The organism is Leifsonia sp. GW821-FHT13C09 (genome assembly GCF_058806435.1).
In genome coordinates this window covers 1,591,166-1,611,857 of the sequence record NZ_JBXAPS010000001.1, presented here as the reverse complement: position 1 = coordinate 1,611,857, position 20,692 = coordinate 1,591,166, and the positions used below count along the sequence as shown (strand labels likewise).

The 20,692-nt window shown below is 72.2% G+C and carries 19 protein-coding genes; 12 read left to right on the top strand and 7 right to left on the bottom strand.

The annotated features are described in order from the left end of the window. Positions 1-76: 76 nt before the first annotated feature. A complete protein-coding gene (locus tag AC1ROW_RS07780; protein WP_493018256.1) occupies positions 77-1,369 on the bottom strand; it encodes an ABC transporter substrate-binding protein in 1,293 nt (430 codons plus the stop codon). 181 nt (positions 1,370-1,550) lie between these two features. Here AC1ROW_RS07780 and AC1ROW_RS07775 point away from each other — a divergent pair, with 181 nt between their 5' ends. Both AC1ROW_RS07775 and AC1ROW_RS07770 read left to right on the top strand, forming a co-directional pair. After that, entirely contained in the window at positions 1,551-3,428 is a 1,878-nt protein-coding gene (locus AC1ROW_RS07775) for an ABC transporter ATP-binding protein (protein WP_493018378.1), read from the top strand. Positions 3,429-3,498: 70 nt separating this feature from the next. Continuing rightward, a complete protein-coding gene (locus AC1ROW_RS07770) occupies positions 3,499-4,761 on the top strand; it encodes an Nramp family divalent metal transporter (RefSeq protein ID WP_493018255.1) in 1,263 nt (420 codons plus the stop codon). Positions 4,762-4,764: 3 nt separating this feature from the next. Here the strand turns inward: AC1ROW_RS07770 and AC1ROW_RS07765 are convergent, their stop codons facing one another. Then, the gene (locus tag AC1ROW_RS07765; protein ID WP_493018254.1) at positions 4,765-5,433 is read right to left on the bottom strand and encodes a metal-dependent transcriptional regulator; all 669 of its coding nucleotides are present in this window, start codon (positions 5,431-5,433) and stop codon (positions 4,765-4,767) included. An 85-nt stretch (positions 5,434-5,518) separates the two neighbouring features. On the opposite strand from AC1ROW_RS07765, the gene AC1ROW_RS07760 reads away from it, so the two are divergent. From AC1ROW_RS07760 to AC1ROW_RS07740, 5 genes are all read left to right on the top strand, one after another. Continuing rightward, on the top strand, positions 5,519-6,883 hold the full coding sequence (locus tag AC1ROW_RS07760) for a cystathionine beta-synthase (protein WP_493018253.1): 1,365 nt from the start codon (positions 5,519-5,521) through the stop codon (positions 6,881-6,883). Positions 6,884-6,926: 43 nt separating this feature from the next. Beyond that, positions 6,927-8,072: a cystathionine gamma-synthase gene (locus AC1ROW_RS07755; RefSeq protein ID WP_493018252.1), complete on the top strand. Its 1,146-nt coding sequence runs from the start codon at positions 6,927-6,929 to the stop codon at positions 8,070-8,072. A gap of 73 nt (positions 8,073-8,145) precedes the next feature. Further along, positions 8,146-8,661, top strand: coding sequence for a GNAT family N-acetyltransferase (locus AC1ROW_RS07750; protein WP_493018251.1), 516 nt, complete (start codon positions 8,146-8,148; stop codon positions 8,659-8,661). 68 nt (positions 8,662-8,729) lie between these two features. Continuing rightward, positions 8,730-9,842 carry a carboxylate-amine ligase gene (locus AC1ROW_RS07745; protein WP_493018250.1) on the top strand — a complete coding sequence of 371 codons (1,113 nt, stop codon included), beginning with the start codon at positions 8,730-8,732 and terminating at the stop codon, positions 9,840-9,842. A 73-nt stretch (positions 9,843-9,915) separates the two neighbouring features. Beyond that, a complete protein-coding gene (locus AC1ROW_RS07740; RefSeq protein WP_493018249.1) occupies positions 9,916-10,185 on the top strand; it encodes a hypothetical protein in 270 nt (89 codons plus the stop codon). Between the two features lie 131 nt (positions 10,186-10,316). Here AC1ROW_RS07740 and AC1ROW_RS07735 read toward each other — a convergent pair whose 3' ends face one another. Further along, positions 10,317-10,523 (bottom strand): hypothetical protein, encoded by a 207-nt coding sequence (locus tag AC1ROW_RS07735; protein ID WP_493018248.1) that lies wholly within the window; start codon positions 10,521-10,523, stop codon positions 10,317-10,319. A gap of 164 nt (positions 10,524-10,687) precedes the next feature. Continuing rightward, positions 10,688-10,849 (bottom strand): hypothetical protein, encoded by a 162-nt coding sequence (locus tag AC1ROW_RS07730; RefSeq protein WP_493018247.1) that lies wholly within the window; start codon positions 10,847-10,849, stop codon positions 10,688-10,690. Between the two features lie 104 nt (positions 10,850-10,953). Between AC1ROW_RS07730 and AC1ROW_RS07725 the strand changes: the two genes are divergently transcribed. Continuing rightward, complete coding sequence (locus tag AC1ROW_RS07725) at positions 10,954-11,922, top strand: aldo/keto reductase (protein ID WP_493018246.1); 969 nt, start codon at positions 10,954-10,956, stop codon at positions 11,920-11,922. 76 nt (positions 11,923-11,998) lie between these two features. On the opposite strand, the gene trxA is transcribed toward AC1ROW_RS07725, so the two are convergent. Further along, positions 11,999-12,367 carry a thioredoxin gene (gene trxA, locus AC1ROW_RS07720; RefSeq protein ID WP_493018245.1) on the bottom strand — a complete coding sequence of 123 codons (369 nt, stop codon included), beginning with the start codon at positions 12,365-12,367 and terminating at the stop codon, positions 11,999-12,001. 267 nt (positions 12,368-12,634) lie between these two features. On the opposite strand from trxA, the gene AC1ROW_RS07715 reads away from it, so the two are divergent. From AC1ROW_RS07715 to AC1ROW_RS07705, 3 genes are read left to right on the top strand one after another with little or no spacing between them, the layout of a single operon-like run. After that, complete coding sequence (locus tag AC1ROW_RS07715; RefSeq protein ID WP_493018244.1) at positions 12,635-13,945, top strand: APC family permease; 1,311 nt, start codon at positions 12,635-12,637, stop codon at positions 13,943-13,945. A gap of 46 nt (positions 13,946-13,991) precedes the next feature. Beyond that, positions 13,992-15,011 carry a LacI family DNA-binding transcriptional regulator gene (locus AC1ROW_RS07710; RefSeq protein WP_493018243.1) on the top strand — a complete coding sequence of 340 codons (1,020 nt, stop codon included), beginning with the start codon at positions 13,992-13,994 and terminating at the stop codon, positions 15,009-15,011. 43 nt (positions 15,012-15,054) lie between these two features. Continuing rightward, positions 15,055-16,440 (top strand): MFS transporter, encoded by a 1,386-nt coding sequence (locus tag AC1ROW_RS07705; protein ID WP_493018242.1) that lies wholly within the window; start codon positions 15,055-15,057, stop codon positions 16,438-16,440. Positions 16,441-16,453: 13 nt separating this feature from the next. Here the strand turns inward: AC1ROW_RS07705 and AC1ROW_RS07700 are convergent, their stop codons facing one another. Then, complete coding sequence (locus AC1ROW_RS07700) at positions 16,454-17,734, bottom strand: MFS transporter (protein ID WP_493018241.1); 1,281 nt, start codon at positions 17,732-17,734, stop codon at positions 16,454-16,456. Positions 17,735-17,985: 251 nt separating this feature from the next. Here AC1ROW_RS07700 and AC1ROW_RS07695 point away from each other — a divergent pair, with 251 nt between their 5' ends. Continuing rightward, positions 17,986-19,134, top strand: coding sequence for a glycerate kinase (locus tag AC1ROW_RS07695; RefSeq protein ID WP_493018240.1), 1,149 nt, complete (start codon positions 17,986-17,988; stop codon positions 19,132-19,134). A gap of 37 nt (positions 19,135-19,171) precedes the next feature. Here AC1ROW_RS07695 and xylB read toward each other — a convergent pair whose 3' ends face one another. Then, entirely contained in the window at positions 19,172-20,611 is a 1,440-nt protein-coding gene (gene xylB, locus AC1ROW_RS07690; protein WP_493018239.1) for a xylulokinase, read from the bottom strand. Positions 20,612-20,692: the final 81 nt, after the last annotated feature.

The window sequence follows — 20,692 nt, the reverse complement described above, 5'->3', positions numbered from 1 at the left end:
CTCCGGGGAAAAAGAGTGGGGGGTGGGGGACCGGGGGGGGGGGGGGGCCCCCCCCCCCCCGCGACCGTGATGGGCTCTACTGGCCCGAGCTCGCGGTCTTGATGGCCGCCGACATGTCCTTCAGCGCCTGGTCGACAGACTTGCTGCCCTTGAGGGCGGCGTAGGCGTTGTCCTGGACGGCCTTGGTGATGGCCGGGTAGAACGGCGACACGGGGCGCGGGACAGCGTTCGCGATCGACGTCTTCAGGGTGGACAGGTAGGGCAGCTGGCTGTTCAGGCCCGGGTCGTCGTACAGCGAGGTGATCACCGGCGCGAGCGAGCCCTGCGTCACGAAGAACTTCTGGGTCTCTTCGCTCTGCAGGAACTGCAGGAAGGCGAACGCGGTCGCCTTGTGCTTGCCGTAGACGCTGATCGCGGCGTTGTGGCCGCCCAGGCTGGACACGCCGGGCTTGTCGGCGCTGACGCCGGGCAGCGGGGCGATGCCGAAGGTGTCCTTGACCGTCGACGAGCCGTCGGTCTTGGCCAGCTTGTAGACGTACGGCCAGTTGCGCAGGAACATCAGCTTGCCGGCCTCGAACGCCTGGCGGCCCTGCTCCTCCTGGTAGGTGATGGCCTCGGCCGGGATCTGGCCGTTCTTGAAGCCGTCCACCAGGCGGGTCAGACCCGCGTTGGCCTGCGAGCTGTCGACGGTGACGGTCTTGCCGTCGTCGCCGACGATGGTGCCGCCGTTGGTGTTGATGGCCTCGGCCACGTTCACCGTCAGGCCCTCGTACTGGGCGAACTGACCGGCGTAGCAGCCGATGCCCTTCGCCTTGGCCACATCGCAGTCCTTGATCATCTCATCCCACGTCTTGGGCGGAGCGGCGACGAGGTCCTTGCGGTAGTACAGGATGCCGCCGTCGGAGGTCTGCGGCGCCGCGTACTGCGTGCCGTTGTAGGTGCCCGACTTGACCGTCGGCGCCAGCAGCTTGGAGTTGTCCATCTTGAAGTTGCCGGTGAGCGGCTGCAGCCAGCCCTTCGCGGCGAACTCACCCGTCCACACGACGTCGACATCGACGACGTCGTAGTTCGGGTCCTTCGCCTGGAAGTGCTGCACGAGGTCGTCGTGCTGCTGGTCGGCCTGGTCGGTCTGCTCCTTGAAGGTGACCTTCTCGCTGGGGTGTGCTGCGTTCCACTTGTCGACCAGGGGTCGGACGACATTCGAGTTGTCCTTGCCCTGCACGTAGGTGATGGGGCCTTTGCTGGTGAGGTTCGCGCCGGCGTCCCCGCCCGCGCTCCCCCCGGATCCTGAACCGCCGCCGGTGCATCCCGCAAGGGCGAGGCCGGCGATGGCGACCCCTGCGATCACGGCGAGACGTGCTGCTTTCATTTCACTCCTCGTTGAGCTAGTGGTGCTCGATGTCGAGCGTGGTGCTCTTGGTGCAGGCGCGGGTGCGCCCGGGCTCAACGTACTCCGGGTGCGGACTCCGTGCAAGCGTTTACGTCAAGCGCTTGCATTGCGATTCGGTCACGGCGGCTTCACGCCGACGTAGGCTGTGCGTGTGAGCGGAATGCGTGGCATGGGCGGCGGTGGCGCCATGCGCTCACGGGTCAGCGGCGGCGACGCGGCGGCGCAGCGGGCGCTGAACGCGGAGGCTCCGCGCATCCGGCACCTGTTCCGCCGGATCGTGTCGCTGTTCGCCGCGCACAAGGTCGCCATCATCACCACGATGGTGCTGGTGCTGATCGGCGCGGCACTGTCGGTCGTGCCGCCGCTGCTCACCCAGCGCGCCTTCGACGACGGCCTCTTCCCGAAGTCCGGAAAGCCGGACATGCCGGTGCTGATCGAGATCGTCGTGGTGATGATCGTGGTCTTCGTCGGGTCGGCGCTGCTCGGCGTCTGGCAGACCTACCTGACCTCATCGGTCGGCAACAAGGTGATGGGCGCACTGCGCGTGCGGCTGTTCTCGCACCTGCAGTCGATGGAGCTGAGCTTCTTCACCAAGACCAAGACCGGCATCATCCAGTCGCGGTTGCAGAACGACGTCGGCGGCGTCGCGAACGTGCTCACCAACACGATGTCGAGCATCCTCGGCAACACGGTGACGGTGATCGCCGCGCTCGTGGCGATGCTGCTGCTCAACTGGCAGCTCACCGTGGTCGCGGTCATCCTGATGCCCATCCTGGTGATCGCCCAGCGCCGGGTCGGGCAGGTGCGGGCGCGGATCGCGACCCGGACCCAGGAGTCGCTGTCGGACATGACCGCGATCACGCAGGAGACGCTGAGTGTGTCCGGGATCCTGCTCTCCAAGAGCTTCAACCGGCAGCAGGCCGAGATCGAGCGCTACTCGGACGAGAACCGCACCCAGATCCGGCTGCAGGTGTCGCAGTCGATGAGCGGCCAGTGGTTCTTCGCGATGGTGAATATCTTCCTGTCCTCGATCCCGGCGATCGTCTACCTGGTCTCCGGCTGGCTGATCCTCGGCGGGGCCACGGACATCACCGCGGGCACCATCGTCGCGTTCACGACGGTGCAGGCGAGGCTGCTGTTCCCGCTGCTCGCGCTCATGCGGGTGGCGCTCGACCTGCAGACTTCCGGTGCGCTGTTCGCGCGGATCTTCGAGTACCTCGACCTGAAGCCGGCCATCGCCGACCGCCCGGACGCGGTTCCGGTGGATCCGGGACGCGACCTCGGCCGGATCGAGTTCGACCACGTGGTGTTCCGCTACCCGGACGCCCGGCCGGGGGAGCGCAACACGCTGGATGACGTGTCGTTCGTGATCGAGCCGGGCGAATTCGCGGCGTTCGTCGGGCCGAGCGGCGCGGGCAAGACCACGGTGAGCTACCTCATCCCGCGGTTCTACGACACGACCTCCGGACGCATCCTGTTCGGCGACAGCGACCTGCGTGACCTGCAGCAGGACTCGCTGGTCTCGCACATCGGCGTGGTCAGCCAGGAGACCTACCTCTTCCACGCGACCATCGCCGAGAACCTGCGCTACGCGCGGCCGGACGCGACGCAGGCCGAGCTGGAGGCCGCGGCGAAGCGCGCGAACATCCACGAGACGATCGTCGGCTTCCCCGACGGCTACCAGACGGTCGTGGGGGAGCGCGGCTACCGCCTGTCGGGCGGCGAGAAGCAGCGCATCGCGATCGCGCGCGTGCTGCTGAAGGACCCCGAGGTGCTCATCCTCGACGAGGCGACGAGCGCGCTCGACACCATCTCGGAGCGGGTGGTGCAGCAGGCGCTGGACACGGCCTCCCGCGGACGGACGACCATTGCGATCGCGCACCGGCTGTCCACGATCGTCGCCGCGGACGTGATCTTCGTGATCGACCACGGCCAGGTCGTGGAGCGCGGCACGCACCGCGAGCTGCTGGACCTCGGCGGCATCTACGCCCGCCTGTACCGCGAGCAGACCGAGACCGCCCTCCTCGACCGCGACTGACGCCGGCCTGCCGGACCACTGTCGCTCGGGCGTTTACCAGACCCTCGATCATTGTTAGGCTGGGCTAACAATGGAGTCAGGGAACGCGAACGTGACGGTGGAGGTCGAAGAGCGACCCGTTCGCGCGCGCCTGCGCCTGTGGTTCCTGCTCGGGCCGGCCTTCGTCGCCGCGATCGCCTACGTCGATCCGGGCAACGTGGCGGCCAACCTGACAGCGGGCGCCCGCTACGGCTACCTCCTGGTCTGGGTGCTCGTGGCGGCCAACGCCATCGCCGTCTTCGTGCAGTACCAGTCCGCGAAGCTCGGGATCGTCACCGGCCGCAGCCTCCCGGAGCTCCTCGGTGCGCGGCTCGGCCCCGGCGCCCGGAGGGCGTACTGGGCGCAGGCCGAGCTGGTCGCCGCCGCGACGGACATCGCGGAGGTCATCGGCGGTGCGATCGCTCTGAACCTGCTGTTCGGCCTCCCGCTGCCGCTCGGCGGGGTGATCGTCGGAGTCGCGGCGATCGCGCTGCTCGCCGTGCAGACCCGGCGCGGCCAGCGGCCGTTCGAGGCGGTCATCCTGGTGCTGCTCGGCGTGATCGCCGTGGGCTTCCTGGCCGGGCTGATGGTCAGCCCGGTCGATTGGCGGGCCGCCGCGGCGGGGCTCGTGCCGCGCTTCGACGGCGCGCCGACGGTGCTGCTGGCGGCGAGCATGCTCGGCGCGACAGTCATGCCGCACGCCATCTACCTGCACTCAGCGCTCGCCCGCGACCGGCACGGCGCCGGCGGCGACGAGGGGCGCCTCCGCACCCTCCTGCGGGCCACCCGGCTGGATGTCGTGCTCGCGCTCGTGCTCGCCGGAGCGGTCAACATCGCGATGCTGTTGCTTGCCGCGGCCGCGCTGCCGGGCGTCGCGGGGACCGACACGATCGAGGGAGCGCACGCCGCGATCAGCGCGGCGCTCGGGCCGGCCATCGGCGTGATCTTCGCGGTCGGGCTGCTGGCGTCCGGCCTGGCGTCGACGTCGGTCGGGAGCTACGCGGGCGCCACGATCATGAGCGGCCTGCTGCGGGTGCGGGTGCCCCTGCTCGCCCGGCGGATCGTCACGCTCATCCCGGCCGTGGTCATCCTGTCGTTCGGCGTCGACCCCACCTGGGCGCTCGTGATCTCGCAGGTGTTCCTGAGCCTCGGCATCCCGTTCGCGATGATCCCGCTGCTGCGCCTCACCGGGTCGCGCGCGGTGATGGGGGAGCGCGCGGACGGCGGCTGGGTGCGGGTCGTGGGCTGGGGCGTCGCGGGGCTCGTCGTCGCCCTGAACCTCGCCCTGGTCGTCCTCACGCTGCTGCCGCAGTAGCGGTCAGGCCTCGGCGACCCAGACCGCGGCGGCGGCCGTCGCCCCGAGGATGATCGTCGCGCCGCCGACGTGCACGGTCACGTCGCCCGCGAACGCGCGGTGCTCGTCCACCGTCAGCTCCGCGTCCAGGCCGACGCCGCGCTCCCCGAGGTAGCGCAGCACGGCCGGGTCGGCGTCGGAGATGCGCACGACGCGGAGCGGGACGCCGGCGGGCGCGGAGAGCAGCGGAACGGCGTCCGGGCGCCGCGGCGTTCCGTCCGCCGTGGGGATGGGGTCGCCGTGCGGGTCGCGGGCGGGGTAGCCGAGCCGGCGGTCGATGCGGTCGACCAGTGCGTCGGAGACCGCGTGCTCCAGCACCTCGGCCTCGTCGTGCACCTCGTCCCAGCCGTAGCCGAGCTCCTCCACCAGGAAGGTCTCGATCAGGCGATGCCTGCGCACCATCGCCAGCGCGCCGCGGCGGCCGACGTCCGTGAGCTCGATCGCGCCGTACGGCTCGTGGACGACGAGCCCCTGGTCGGCGAGCCTCCGGATGCCGTCGGACACCGTCGCGGCGCGCACGCCCATGCGCTCTGAGAGCTGCTTGACCGTGATCGGGTCGGCCGCCCACTCGGTGGCCGACCAGATCAGCTTCAGGTAGTCCTGAGCGACGGGCGAGAGATCGGACACCGGCATGCCAGAAGTCTAGGCGGGGGCCCGCAGCGCGGATGAGCGGGTCATACTGCGGCGACGCGCGGAGCGCCCTGTTACCGTTGACGGCGTGAAGTACGCAGAGACCATCATCGACTTGGTCGGCGACACTCCGCTCGTGAAGCTCAACAGGCTGACCGACGGAATCGCGGCGACGGTACTCGTCAAACTCGAGTACCTGAACCCCGGAGGTTCGTCGAAGGACCGCATCGCCTCCCGCATCATCGATGCGGCGGAGGCGGACGGGCAGCTGAAGCCCGGCGGCACCATCGTGGAACCGACGAGCGGCAACACCGGCGTGGGCCTTGCGCTCGTCGCCCAGCAGCGCGGCTACCGCTGTGTGTTCGTGCTGCCCGACAAGGTGGGCGAGGACAAGCGCAACGTCCTCACCGCCTACGGCGCGGAGATCGTGGTGACGCCCACCTCGGTGCCGCCCGACCACCCGGACTCCTACTACTCGGTCTCGGACCGGCTCGCGGCGGAGATCCCCGGCGCGTTCAAGCCGAACCAGTACTTCAACCCGAACGGCCCGCGCAGCCACTACGAGACCACAGGTCCGGAGATCTGGCGCGACACCGACGGCCGCATCACCCACCTGGTGGCCGGCGTCGGCACCGGCGGCACCATCACGGGCACCGGCCGCTACCTCAAGGAGGTCTCCGACGGCCGCGTGCGCATCGTCGGCGCCGACCCGGAAGGCTCGGTCTACTCCGGCGGCACCGGCCGGCCGTACCTCGTGGAGGGCGTCGGCGAGGACTTCTGGCCTGGTGCGTACGACCCCAGCGTGGTGGACGAGGTCATCCCGGTCAGCGACGCCGACTCGTTCCACATGACCAGGCGGCTCGCCCGCGAGGAGGGCATCCTCGTCGGCGGCTCCAGCGGCATGGCCGTCGTGGCCGCGCTGCGCGCTGCGAAGGACCTCACCGCCGACGACATCGTCGTGGTCATCCTCCCGGACGGCGGCCGCGGCTACCTGGCGAAGATCTTCAACGACAAGTGGATGCGCTCCTACGGCTTCAGCGAGGTGCCGGACGAGGCGACCGTGCACGACGTCATCCGCACCAAGCGCGGCGACCTGCCGGACCTCGTGCACGCGCACCCGTCCGACACGGTCCACGACGCCATCGAGATCATGAACACGTACGGCGTCTCCCAGCTGCCGGTGCTGACCGCGGAGCCGCCGGTGGTCATGGGCGAGGTCGCCGGGGCGCTCGACGAACGCTCCCTGGTGGACGACGTGTTCGGCGGCCGCGCCAAGATGAGCGACCCGGTCGGGGCGCACCTCGGCGAGCCGCTGCCGCTGATCGGCGTCAACGAGCCGGTCACCGCCGCGCGGGCGGCGCTCGCCGTCGCGAACGCGCTGCTGGTCACGGAGGACGGCAAGCCCGTCGCCGTGCTGACCCGGCAGGACCTCCTCACGTACCTGAGCGAATAACCGCTCGCACCACTCAGACCCCCGCATTGGAGTAAGGATCCCGATGACCCACGGTTTCGCCACGCGCGCCATCCACGTCGGCCAGGAGTTCGACCCGACCACCGGCGCGATCATCCCGCCGATCTACCAGACCTCGACGTTCGTGCAGGACGGCGTCGGCGGCCTCCGCGGCGGCTACGAGTACGGGCGCGCGGGCAACCCGACCCGCACGTCGCTCGAGGAGCTGCTGGCCTCCCTGGAGGGCGGCGTGCGCGCGCTGTCGTTCGCCTCGGGCCTCGCGGCAGAGGACGCCCTGCTGCGCGCGGTGCTGCGCCCGGGCGACCACGTCGTGCTCGGCAACGACGTCTACGGCGGCACCCACCGGCTCATCAACCGCATCCACGGCGCCTGGGACGTGCGCAACACCACTGTCGACCTCGGCGACCTGGACGCGGTGCGCACGGCGCTCGGGACCGACCGCACCCGCGTGCTCTGGATCGAGACCCCGAGCAACCCGCTCATGAAGATCAGCGACCTCGCCGCGCTCGTCGAGCTCGGCCACGGCGCCGGCGCGCTCGTCGTGGTGGACAACACGTTCGCGTCGCCCGCCCTCCAGCAGCCGCTGTCGTTCGGCGCGGACGTGGTGGTGCACTCCACCACCAAGTACCTCGGCGGCCACTCCGACGTGATCGGCGGCGCCCTGGTGTTCGCCGACGCCGAGCTCGCCGAGAAGGCGCAGTTCATCCAGTTCGCGGCCGGCGCAGTGTCGTCGCCGATGGACGCCTGGCTGACGGTCCGCGGGATCAAGACGCTCGACGTGCGGATGAAGCGGCACAGTGAGAACGCGCAGGCCATCGCCGAGGCGCTGATCGGCCGCCCCGGGATCGACGCGGTCTACTACCCTGGCCTTCCTGACCACCCCGGCCACGACCTCGCCGCCCGGCAGATGAGCGGCTTCGGCGGCATGCTGTCGGTCGCGCTCAGCGGGGGAGCGGCGGCGGCGCGACGGTTCGCGGAGTCGACCGAGGTGTTCCAGCTCGCCGAGTCGCTCGGCGGCGTGGAGTCGCTGATCGGCTACCCCTCGGAGATGACGCACGCGTCGGTGCGCGGCACCGAGCTGGAGGTCCCGGACAACGTCATCCGGCTGTCGGTGGGCATCGAGGACGTCGCCGACCTGCTCGCGGACGTCGAGCAGGCGCTGGGCCGCTAGGTCGATCTCCTTCGCGAGCGCAGGCCCGTCGCGGGCTGACATGCTCGAGGGACCGATGCAGCAGGATGGGAGCATGACCATCATCCGCCCGGCGCGGCCCGCCGACGCCGACGCCGTCCTGCGCCTGTTCGACGACGCCATCGCCTGGTTCGTCACCATTGGGAACACCGGGCAGTGGGGCACGCGGCCGTTCTCGGAGCGGCCGGAGCAGGTGACCCGGGTGCGGGGCTGGGTCGCCGAGGCCGGGACCTGGATCGCCGAGCATCCGGAGGCGGGCGTCGTCGGTTTCCTCGCGCTCGGCGCGGCCACGGAGTACGTGCCGCCCGCGACGGAGCCGGAGCTCTATGTGCGGGTGCTGATCGGGTCCCGCGACCCCCGCGCCAGGGGCACCGGACGCCGGCTGCTGGAGTTCGCGCATGCCGAGGCGGTGGCCGCGGGGGTCGGGAAGCTGCGGGTCGACTGCTACGCGGGCGGGACCGGCGACCTGGTCCGGTTCTACGAGTCCTGCGGCTATACCCGCACAGCTCCGTTCCGGGTCGGCGAGTGGCCCGGCCAGGTGCTGGAACGTCCGGTCGCCCTCCCGGCCTAGGCGGCGCTGGGCGGATTCACGGACTTCAGGGTATTGCTCCCTGAGGACCCCTCACCGATAGTGGTTGCGTGAGGACTTTCGGGGTGGAGGAAGAACTCCTCTTGGTCGATGAACGCGGGATCGCGACTCCGGTCGCCCCGTTCGCGCTGGCGGATGCCCCCGCCGGCACCGAGTTGCGGCTCGGCGCAGAGATCCAGCAGGAGATGATCGAGACGCAGACGCTGCCGCGGCTGACCACCGACGAGCTCTACGCGGACATCGTGGAGGGTCGCACGCTCGCCGACACCCTCGCCCGCCGGCACGGCGCCCGGGCGGTGGCGCTCGCGATGTCGCCGCTGCCGCTGCACCCGCACGCCACGCCGGACCCGCGCTACGACCAGATGATGGCCAGGTACGGGCTCACCGCGAAGGGCACGCTGGTCTGCGGCTGCCACGTGCACGTCGCGATCCATTCCCGCGAGGAGGGCGTCGCCGTCCTCGACCGCATCCGCACCTGGCTGCCCACGCTGCTGGCGCTCACGGCCAACTCGCCGTTCGTCGGCGGTGTCGACACCGGGCACGCCAGTTACCGGTTCGTCGCCTGGCACCAGTGGCAGAGCGCCGGGCCGACGGACGTGTTCGGTTCGGTGGAGGCCTACGACCGGTTCGAGCGGCTGCTCGTGGAGACCGGGGTCATCCTCGACAAGGCGATGCTCTACCTGGACGCGCGGGTCTCCCACAAGCAGCCGACCGTGGAGGTGCGGGTCGCCGATGTCTGCCTCGACGCCCGCGACACCGTCGTGCTGGCCGCTCTGGTGCGCGCCCTCGTCGACACCGCCGTCGGCGAGTGGCGTTCGGGGGTCGCGCCTCTGGCGACGCCCTCCGCCGCCCTGCGGCTGGCCGAGTGGCAGGCAGCCCTGACCGGGGTCGGCGGCAAGCTCCCGCACCCGGTGACCGGCCGCGAAGGCACCGCCGTCGCCGCCCTCGACGCCCTCCTCGCCCACACCGCGCGGGCGCTGGAGAGCTACGGCGACCTGGAGCTGGTGCGCAGCGGGGTGGAGCGGATCCTGCGCAGCGGCGGCGGGGCCGGCCGGCAGCGGACCGCCCTCGCCCGGAGCGGACGGATGCGCGACGTCGTCACCGAAGCGGTCGCGGCGACCCACGACGCGGGCGACGAGGGCGACGGCCGTTTCGTGGCGTAGCAATCCCTTCCGCCGGAGGCCGGACGCGCTTACGCTCGGAGATGAGAGGGAGGGCCGGGACGTGGAGGCGGACATGACGGGGAAGGAACTGGCCCACCAGCACGCCGTTTACACGTACGGCACGCTCCCGCTCACGCTCATGTACAGCCCGACGGCGACGGCGGCGTGGGAGGTGTACTTCGGCGGCGACTACCTCGGACTCGTCGAGGAGGCGCACGTCCCTGGCGACCCGTGGCCGTCGTTCGTCGCCCGGCCGCCCGGCGAGGAGGAGACCGGCGACGGCATCCCGGCGCGGGACTGGCGGGTGGCGGTGGAGCTGCTGGCGGCGCGGGCGGGGTTGTGAGGACGGCGAGCACACTGCTGGGAGTCACCGTTCTCGGCTATGCGGATCAGCTGGTGGAGATCGAGGCCGTCGCCGCGATCTCCGACCACGGAAGCGACGCCGGCGACATCGCCTAGGCGCCGCACCCAGGATCAGAAGGCGAACTGCGCCCACTCCGCGCGGTCGAGGCTCACGCGCTCGCCGTGCCGCTCGACCACCCAGTGCGAGGGCGTCCCCGCCAGGTATGTGCAGAGCACGGTCTCGCTGCTCCAGCCGTCCGCGGACCGGATCCATCTCACCAGATGGATGTCCTGGCCCGCTTTCGGCGCGTTCCCGATCGGCGTCTCGTAGGTCGTCACGCTGCACCCCTCCCCAGTTGTGCAGCCGGTCCTGGACCGCCGAGGGCGCGCCTGACATCGCTTCCGCCGGTTCGGGACTGGCTCCTGGACTAGACCCTAGTGGGGTACAAGGCCGGGGGACAAGAGCATTCAGGTGAACGGGAGCGCACAGCTTTCGAACGGGTTCAGACTCCGGGGTCGTCCTCGTCGTCCGCGGCGGCGTCGTCCTCGGGCTCGAACACGCCGTCGGCGTCGTACGGGCCACGGCCTTCGCCCTCCGCGAGGGCGTCGGTGTCGATGGGCTCGCCGGAGGGCGTCTCCGGCCAGTTCTCTTTCGCATCGGTCATGCCGCGATGGTAGGCCGATCGCGGTACTCGCAGTACCTCCCTGTCGCGCCCGCGCGGCGCGTAACGTCGGAGCCACGACATCGAAGGCACGAGGAGAACGCACGATGGAATACACCCGACTGGGATCGACCGGCCTCACCGTCAGCCGCCTCGCGCTGGGCTGCATGAGCTTCGGCGACAGGGCGCGCGGCTTCAACGAGTGGGCCCTGGACGACGAGGGCGCAGCCCCGATCTTCCGCCAGGCCGTGGAGGCCGGCATCACCTTCTGGGACACTGCCAACGTCTACGGTTTCGGCAGCTCGGAGGAGATCGTCGGCCGCGCCATCCGCGAGTACACCAAGCGCGAGGACATCGTGCTGGCGACCAAGCTGAACTTCAGGATGCACGACGGCCCGGGCGGCGCCGGACTCTCCCGCCGCGCGATCCTCGAGCAGATCGACGCGTCGCTGACCCGGCTGAACACCGACTTCGTGGACCTCTACCAGATCCACCGCTTCGACCCGCAGACACCGGTCGAGGAGACGATGGAGGCGCTGCACGACGTGATCAAGTCCGGCAAGGCGCGCTACATCGGCGCCTCCTCGATGTGGGCGTGGCAGTTCGCCAAACTCCAGCACGCGGCCGACCTCGGCGGCTGGACGCGCTTCGTGACCATGCAGGACCAGTACAGCCTGATGATGCGCGAGGAGGAGCGCGAGATGTTCCCGCTGCTGGCGGACCAGGGCGTCGGCAGCCTCCCGTGGAGCCCGCTCGCGAAGGGCCGGCTGACGCGGCCGTGGGGTGAGCAGACGCTGCGCGGGGACACCGACCCGCTGCAGGCGCGGTACACCGAGGAGCACGACCGGCCGATCGCGGAGGCCGTGCAGCGGGTGGCCGAGGCGCGCGGCGTCCCGATGGCGCAGGTCGCGCTGGCCTGGGTGCTCCGCAACCCGGTCGTGGACGCGCCGATCGTCGGGGCGACGAAGCCGCACCACCTCCCGGACGCGGTCGCCGCCGTCCACCTGGAGCTGACCGACGACGAGGTCCGCGCCCTCGAGGAGCCGTACACGGTCACGGTGCCGACGGGGTTCTGAGCCTCTCCATCCACATGACAGGACACGCCGCCTCGCGAGCGTGCGAGACGGCGTGTCCTGTCAGTTCGTGGGCGTCCTACGCCTCGGCCTTGGCCTCGGCGATGGAGGCGCGCACCGCGTCCATGTCGAGCGCCTTGACCTGGCCGATGAGGTCCTCGAACGTCGGCGCGGGGAGCGCGCCGGGCTGCGAGAACACCAGGATGCCGTCGCGGAACGCCATCAGCGTCGGGATGGAGGTGATGCCGGCCGAGGCCGCGAGCGCCTGCTCCGCCTCGGTGTCCACCTTGCCGAAGACGACGTCGGTGTGCTCCTGCGACGCCTTCTCGAAGATGGGGCCGAACATGCGGCACGGGCCGCACCATTCCGCCCAGAAGTCGACGAAGACGATGTCGTTCCCGGTGATCTGGGACTCGATGTTCTGAGCGGTGAGCTCGACGGTTGCCATGAGGGTCTCCTGCTGGTCGAGGGAAGTGTGTGGGCGGCGCTCCGGATGAAGCACCCGCTCTGAGTGGAACGGTACGCCCGCCTGCCGCATTCCCGCACGGGAGGCCCGCAGACGTGACGGCGGCCCTCGACGGGGGTTGGCGGCAGATGGGCGATGACTGGCCGCCGATGGACGGCGGATGTCGGCGGTTCACGCCAGGATGGACCAGTGACCGATAGCGTTCCCCCCGCCACGCGTGTGGACACAGCGCGTGTGGACACAGCGCGTGTGGACGCAACGCGCACGGACGCAACGGCCCCCGTCGAGCACCGCGGGCGCCTCGGCGTCGCCGGCGGCACGGCGCTTTACGTCGCCGCCGTCCTCGGCACCGGCATCCTCGTCCTCCCCGCGCTCGCCGCCGCCGCAGCCGGGCCGGGCGCAATCCTCGCCGTGGGCGCTCTCGCGCTCATCTCCATCCCGCTGGCCGCGACGTTCGCCGCGCTGGCGCGACGCCACCCCGACGCGGGCGGTGTCGCCACGTTCGCCCGGCGCGCCTTCGGCCCCACCTCCGCCCGGATCGTCAGCTACTGGTTCTTCTTCGGCACGCCGATCGGCGCCCCCATCGCCGCGCTGATGACCGCCCGCTACGTCGTGGCGGTGATCGGCGGCGGCGCCGTGCAGACGATCGTCATCGCCGTCGCCCTGATGGTCGTGCCCGTAGCGGTGACCGCGTTCGGCGTCCGCTTCGCCGCCTCCGTCCAGCTCGTGCTCTCCGGCGCGCTCGTCGCTGTGCTCGTCTTCGTCCTCGCGGCCGCCGCGCCGCACGCGCGGGCCGGGAACCTCCAGCCCGTCCTCCCGCACGGCTGGTCGGGCGTCGGGCTCGCGATGAGCCTCTACATCTGGGCGTTCGCCGGCTGGGAGGCCGTGGCCGGGATCGGCGGCGAGTTCCGGAACCCGCGGCGCGACATCCCGCGCGCGACCGCCCTGGCGCTGGTGATCGTGTCGGTCGCCTACCTCGCGATCCAGACCGTCACCGTCGCCGTGCTCGGCGGACGCGCCTCGACCTCCACGGTGCCGCTGCTGGACCTCGTCTCGGTCGCGACCGGCTCCGGCGGCGGAATCGTCGTCGCGGTCATCGCCGCCATCGTCGTCACCGGCGTCTTCAACGCCTACCTCGCCGCCTTCAGCAAGCTGGGCGCCGCGATGGGCCGCGACGGCGACCTCCCCGCCTGGTTCGGCCGCGGCGCCGAGAACGGCGCGGTCGCGCGGCGCGGGCTACTGCTGTCGGCGGTGGTGATGGCGCTGTACTCGGTCGTCGTGCTGGCCGGCGGCGACCTGCAGCCGTTCATCCTCGTGCACACCAGCATCGCGGCCGCGGTCTACGGCCTGGGCGTAGCGAGCGCGATCGTGCTGCTGCCGACCCGCTCGCTCGGCTGGTGGATGGCGGTCCTGTCGGTCGTGTTCGCCGCCGGGCTGCTGGTGCTGGCAGGTTGGCACCTGGTCTTCCCGGCCGGGATCGCGCTGATCGCCGTCCTCGTGGGGGTGCTCGGCCGGTGGAGGTCGCGGCGAAAGGCGGCCGCCCGTGCCTCTGTGGGCTGAGCCCGCCGTGCACGCCCGACCGCCCGGCTTCCCGGATAATGGCTCCGTGACCCACGACTCCGCGCCGCGCGCCGCGAGCATCCGCGACGTCGCGCAACTCGCCGGCGTCTCGCACCAGACCGTCTCGCGGGTCATCAACGACCACCCCAGCATCCGGGAGTCCACGCGCCAGCGGGTCCTCGACGCGATGGAGCAACTCCAGTACCGGCCCAACCGTGCCGCGCGGGCCCTCGTCACCGCCCGCTCCCGCACCCTCGGCGTGCTCTCCACGACCGCCGCGGCGCTCTACGGGCCGGTGTCCAGCATCAACGCCGTGCAGAGCGCAGCGCGGGAGGCCGGCTACTACCTCGCCGTCGCCCAGATCCCCGAGCTGACCGGCGCCGGGATCGCCGCGGCGCTCGACCACCTGCTCGCCCAGGCAGTCGAGGGCATCATCGTGATCGCCCCGCAGGACCTCGTCCTCGACCGCATCGCGGACGCGCGGCTCACCGTCCCCTACGTCACCCTGCAGGGCGGGTCCGAGTACGTCGCTCGGGAGCTCACGGTCGACCAGGAGGCCGGAGCCCGCGCCGCGACCGCCCACCTGCTCGGCCTCGGCCACCGCCGGATCGTCCACCTCACCGGCCCGCTGGCCTGGTTCGAGGCGCAGGCGCGCGCGGCCGGCTACACCTCGGAGCTGGAGGCCGCCGGCGTCCCGGTGCCGGCGCTGCTGGAGGGCGACTGGTCGGCGGAGTCCGGGTACCGCGCCGCACAGTCGTTCGTCCACGATCCCTGGACGACCGCGGTGTTCGCGTCGAACGACCAGATGGCGCTCGGGGTGTACCACGCCGCACGCGAGGCCGGGCGGCGCATCCCGGAGGATCTGAGCGTGGTCGGCTTCGACGACATCCCGGAGGCCGCGCATTTCTGGCCACCGCTGACAACGGTGCTTCAGGACTTCACCGAACTCGGCCGCCGCAGCGTCGAGCGGCTGGTCGCCGAGATCGAGGGCGGGGAGGAGCCCGGGCCGGCGAGCCTCCTGCCGCGGCTGATCGTCCGGAGCTCCACCTGCCCCGCGCCGGTCTGATGGTCGGGAGTCCGCCGTCCGGGACACGTCGTAGGCTCGGAGGATGAGCACGGACGGGGGACCGGCGGTCGCGCCCGGGCGCCTCGCCAAGCCGGAGGGGGTGCTCGCGCCGCGCTACCGCTGGGTGAGCATCGGCATGTGCCTGCTCGTCACGCTGGCTGCCTTCGAGGCGCTGGCGGTGACGACGATCATGCCCAGCGTCAGCCGCCAGCTCGACGGCGCCGGGCTGTACGCGTTCGCGTTCGCCGGGCCGCTCGCCGTCGGAGTCGTCGGCATGGTCGTCGCCGGCACCTGGTGCGACCGCGGCAACCCGCGCACCGTCCTGTTCGCGTCGGTCGGGCTGTTCGCCACCGGCCTCGTCCTGGCCGGCCTCGCCCCGACAATGGGGCTGTTCGTCACCGGCCGGCTCGTCCACGGGCTCGGCGGCGGCGCGCTCACCGTTGCGCTGTACGTGATCGTCGCCCGCGTCTACCCGCCGCGGCTGCACGCCCGCATCTTCGCCGGCTTCGCCGCCGCCTGGGTCATCCCGTCGCTGATCGGCCCCGTGATCGCGGGCGCCGTGGCCGAGACGGTCGGCTGGCGATGGGTGTTCCTCGGCGTCGTGGCCCTGGTGGTCCTCGCGATGCTGATGGTCGTGCCGGCGATGAGCGGCCTCCATGGACCCGAAAGCCGACCGGCGGGAGGCCGCCGGGAGCTGGCCCGCGCGGGGCTGGCCACGCTCGTGGCGCTCGCCGTCCTCGCCCTCACCCTCGCCGCCGAGGCCCGCGGGCCCGTCCAGTGGCTGCTGCCGGTGTTCGCCGCCGTGGGCGCGATCGCCGCGCTGCGGCCGCTGATCCCGGCGGGCACGCTGCTCGCGCGCCGTGGGCTCCCGAGCGTCGTCCTGATGCGGGCGATCGTCGCCGGCACGTTCTTCTCGGCGGAGGTCTACGTCCCGCTGCTGATGGTCAGCCAGTACGGCGCGTCCCCGGCCGCCGCGGGCCTCGCGCTGACCGCCGCCGGCCTCAGCTGGCCCGCGGCCTCCTGGGCGCAGGGCCGGTTCCCGGGGATCGGCCACCGCCTCGCCGCCCGGCTCGGCGCGCTCGGCCTGACGATCGCGATCGCGTCGCTGCTGGTGACGGTGCAGACCGGGGCCTCCCCGGTGCTCGTGGTGGCCGGCTGGGCGTTCGCCGGGGCGGGGATGGGGATCCTCTACCCGCGGCTCGGCGTCCTCACCCTGGAGTACTCGACCCCGGCCGATCAGGGTTTCAACAGCTCGGCCCTGTCGATCGCGGACTCCACCGGCTCGGCCATCGCGCTTGCCACGACGGCGATCGCGTTCTCGGCGCTCGGCGGCGCGGCGTCGCCGGCGGCGTTCGCGGGGGTGTTCGCGGTGAACGGCCTGCTGTGCCTCGCCGCGTGGCTGTGCGGCGGTCGGATCGTCCGGGGCTGACCGCGGCGGTGGCTCAGGGAGTGGTGGGAGCAGCCTCCGCCTCGCCGGCGCCGCCCCGCGCCCCGGCCGAGTCCGCCGGGTCGCCCTGCCGCCGGCTCGCCAGCAGGAACGGGATCCCGATCAGCTCGATCGCCCCGCCGATGACGAGCGACGTGCCGTAGCCCCACGCGTCGGCCGCGCGTCCGAGTCCCGGCTGGATGACCACCCCGCCCAGGCTCCCGAACAGCGAGTCGAACGACAGCACGGTCGCGCGCTGCTGCGACGGGATCATGTCGTTCAGGTACGCCTGCCGCACCGGGCCGGCCACGGCGAAGACGAAGCCCCAGATCACCAGCAGCACCACCGCGAACCAGAAGAACGCCGTCAGCCCCATCGCCACGAGGATGACGATGCTGGCGAGCGAGGCGCCGATGATCGCCGTCGTCCGTTTGGCGAACAGGCGCCGGAGCCGGGGCGCGAACATGCCGCCCGCCACCTGCGCGAGCGAGAGGATGGCCGCCGCGAGCCCGGCCACCGAGTACGCCTTGGGGTCGCCGTACAGTTCGAGCAGGTACGGCTGGAGGGCGTAGAACGCGTAGATCCCGACGCCGGACGCGAACGGGGCCGACAGGATGACGTAGCGCACCGAGCGCTTCCGCAGCCCGTGCTCGATCGACTGGGTGAGGACGTTCCTGGTCGCCCGCCACGGTCCCATCGACCGGTCGGGGGTGAACCCGATGTCGCGCATCGCGACCAGCGCGAACACGAACATGAAGACGAGCACGGCGGCGCGCAAGAGGAACGGCACTCCGAGGTTCGTCACCTGCGCGATCACCCCGCCCAGGACGGACCCGGCGAACATCGCGGCCCCCGTGACGACGAGCGCGCGCCCGAAGACCGACTCCAGGCTCCCGGTGTACCCGGTGAACGTGAGCGCGTCGACCAGCCATGCGTCGGTGGCGCCCGAGAAGAAGGTGAAGCCGAGCCCGAGCAGCATGGAGGCCACCGCCCACCAGAAGAACGGCGCGTGCCACAGCCAGAGCAACCAGTAGAGCACGGTCGACAGCGAGAGGGTGATCGTTCCGAGCAGGTAGGAGGCGCGGCGCCCGATGGTGTCCGCGACGACGCCGGTCGGGATCTCGAAGACCACCATCCCGGCGGTGAAGAAGGCGTTCGCCGCGAACGCCTCGAAGTTGGTCAGCCCGGCGTCGAGGAGGAAGAGCGTGTTGATGCCCCAGATGAAGGAAGCGGCGAGGGTGTTGCCGAGGAGGAGCGTGAGGTACACGGCCTGAACCCGGCGGGGCGACGGGTTCATGGCCGTGGACCGAGTGGTGCGTTCATGCGGGACATCATCGTCCGGTCGGGGGTGTGGTGCCAGGGGGCGGGGATCGTGTGCGGAGGGGATGGTGGTGCGGCGGGGGATGGTGCGGAAGTGGTGCGGGGAGCCGCGGCATGATGGCCGGAGCGCGGTCGCGGGGCACGGTCGCGGTGCCCGGTCGCGGGGACCTGGTCGAGCCCGGCGACCGCACACCGCGATGCCCGGTGGTCTGTGCCAGGGTGGTGGGGATGAGCACCGTGGTCTTCGCCCCCGACTCCTTCAAGGGCTCCGCGACCGCGGCGGAGGTCGCCTCGGGGCTCGCCGCGGGCTGGTCGTCCGTGCGGCCGGACGACCGTGTGGTGCTGGCGCCGATGGCGGACGGCGGCGAGGGCACGCTCGACGCGTTCGAGGTGGCCGTGCCCGGCTCCACCCGCCGTCCCGTGCGCGTGACCGGACCGGACGGCGCCCCGCGGGATGCGAGTTGGCTCCTGCTGCCGGACGGCAGGGCTGTCGTCGAGCTGGCCGAGACCAGCGGGATCGGCCTGATGCCGGCGCTCGCGCCCTTCGACGCGCAGACCACCGGGTTCGGCCAGGCGATCGCGGCCGCACTGGACGCGGGCGCGACGGGGCTGCTGCTCGCGATCGGCGGCAGCGCCTCCACGGACGGGGGAGCGGGGATGCTGGCGGCGCTGGGGGCGCGGCTGCTCGACGCTTCCGGCCGCCGCATCGCCCCGGGGAATCGCGGGCTGACCGGCCTCTCCCGGGCCGAGCTGACCCTGCGGGCGCTTCCCGCCGGAGGCGCGCGCGTGCTGAGCGACGTGACGAGCCCGCTGCTCGGACCTGCGGGTGCGGCGGGGGTGTTCGGGCCGCAGAAAGGTGCGCGTCCGGAGGATGTGCCCGTGCTGGAAGCCGGGCTCACCCGCTTCGCCGAGGTGCTGCGGGAGGCCGGGGTCGCGGTCGACCCTGCGACCCCCGGTGCGGGCGCGGCCGGCGGCACCGGGTTCGGCCTGCTCGCCTGGGGTGCGACGATCGCGCCGGGGTCGTCGGCGGTCGGGGAGGCCCTGGGGATGCCCGCGCTGGTGGCGGGCGCGGATGCTGTCGTGACGGGCGAGGGGCGCTACGACGACCAGTCGGCGGCGGGGAAGGTCCCCGAGTACGTTGCGGGATTGGCGCGCGCCGCTGGCATCCGCGCGTTGCTGGCGGCGGGGTCGATCGCGACGGAGCCCCGCGGGTTCGCCGGTGCGGCGTCGCTGTCCGAACTCGCGGGCGGCCCTGCGGCCGCCATCGCGGACCCGCTCCGCTGGGCCTCGGCCGCCGGCGCGGAGCTGGCCCGCCGCTTCGCCTCCGTCGGCAACGCAGGAGATCGGGCCTCTCAACGGCCTGATCTCCTCCGTTGACCGCTTTTTGGGGAGGCTGGCGCCGGGATGTCCTCCGTTAGCTGCGGCCGTATTGCGGGCGCTGCTCCCGGATCACCGCCCGCGTGTCCACCGCCAGCGGCGCCGCCGCCTCGACGGTCCACGACGGCCGCTCACCCGTCAGCGCCCACGCTGCCTGGACGGCTCCGCCGTCCGCGACGTACTCGCCCGGCGCCGGCACCACGACCGGTGCGTCGAACACCTGCGCCGCGATCGCGGCCACTGCGCGGTTCTGCGCCGCCCCGCCGATCAGCAGGATGCGCTTCTCGCGCACGCCGACCGCGCGCACGGCGTCGATGCCGTCCGCCAGCCCGCACAGCATCCCCTCGATGGCCGCGCGCGCGAACGTCGCAGGGCGCGTGGTGGCGATGGTGAGCCCGTGGAGGCTGGCCTTCGCGTCGGGGAGGTTCGGGGTGCGCTCGCCCTCGAAGTACGGGACGAGCACCACGCCCTCGGCGCCGGGCTCCACCGACAGGGCGAGCTCGGCGAGGGTGTCGAAGTCCACCGAGAGCAGGTCGGCGATGGAGCTGAGCACGCGGGCCGCGTTCAGCGTCGCGATGAGGGGGAGGCTGAGACCGCCCGCGTCGGCGAAGCCCGCGACGGTCCCTGTCGCGTCCGCGACGGGCGCGTCGGTCACGGCGAAGACCGTACCGCTGGTGCCGATGGACACGACCACGTCGCCATCCGCGGCGCCGAGGCCGAGCGCGGCGCCCGCGTTGTCGCCGGCGCCGGGGCCGACGAGCACGCCGTCCGGGGTGCGGCCGGCGGCGTCCGCCGGGCCGAGCACGCGCGGGAGGACCACCGCGTCGGCGGACGAGCCCAGAGTCCCGGCCTCCCGCCCCGCACGCCCGAGCGCCCGCTCGAACAGCTCGAAGTCGTACGCCCCGGTGCCCGCGCTCCAGTACGCCGTCCCGCTCGCGTCCGACCGGTCCGTGGTCAGCGCCTCCAGGTTGGGCCCGAGCGGGCTCTCGTCCGCCGGGCCGTAACCCAGCAGGCGCCAGGTCAGCCAGTCGTGGGGGAGGGCGACAGCGGCGACGCGCGCGGCGTTCGCCGGCTCGGCGTCGCGCAGCCAGCGCAGCTTGGTCGCGGTGAAGGACGCCACCGGCACGACGCCCACGCGCGAGGCATACGCCTCGGCGCCGACCTCGTCGATCAGGTCGCGGGCGGCCTGGGCGCTGCGGGTGTCGTTCCAGAGCAGGGCGTCACGGATGACGCGGCCCTCCGCGTCGAGCACGACCATGCCGTGCTGCTGGCCGGCGATGGAGATCGCGGCCACGTCATCCAGTCCGCCCGCGGCCTCCAGGGCCGAGCGCAGCGCGCTCCACCAGGCGGCCGGATCGACCTCGGTCCCGTCCGGGTGCGCGGCCCGGCCGGAGCGCACCAGCGCCCCGGTCTCCAGGTCGCGGACGACCACCTTGCAGCTCTGCGTCGACGAGTCGACTCCGGCGACCAGCGTCACGTGCGGTCCTCACTTCTCAGATCGTTGCGAAGGGGGGGGGGGGGGGGGGACCGGCTCCCATGCACCAAGAGAAACGCGGTG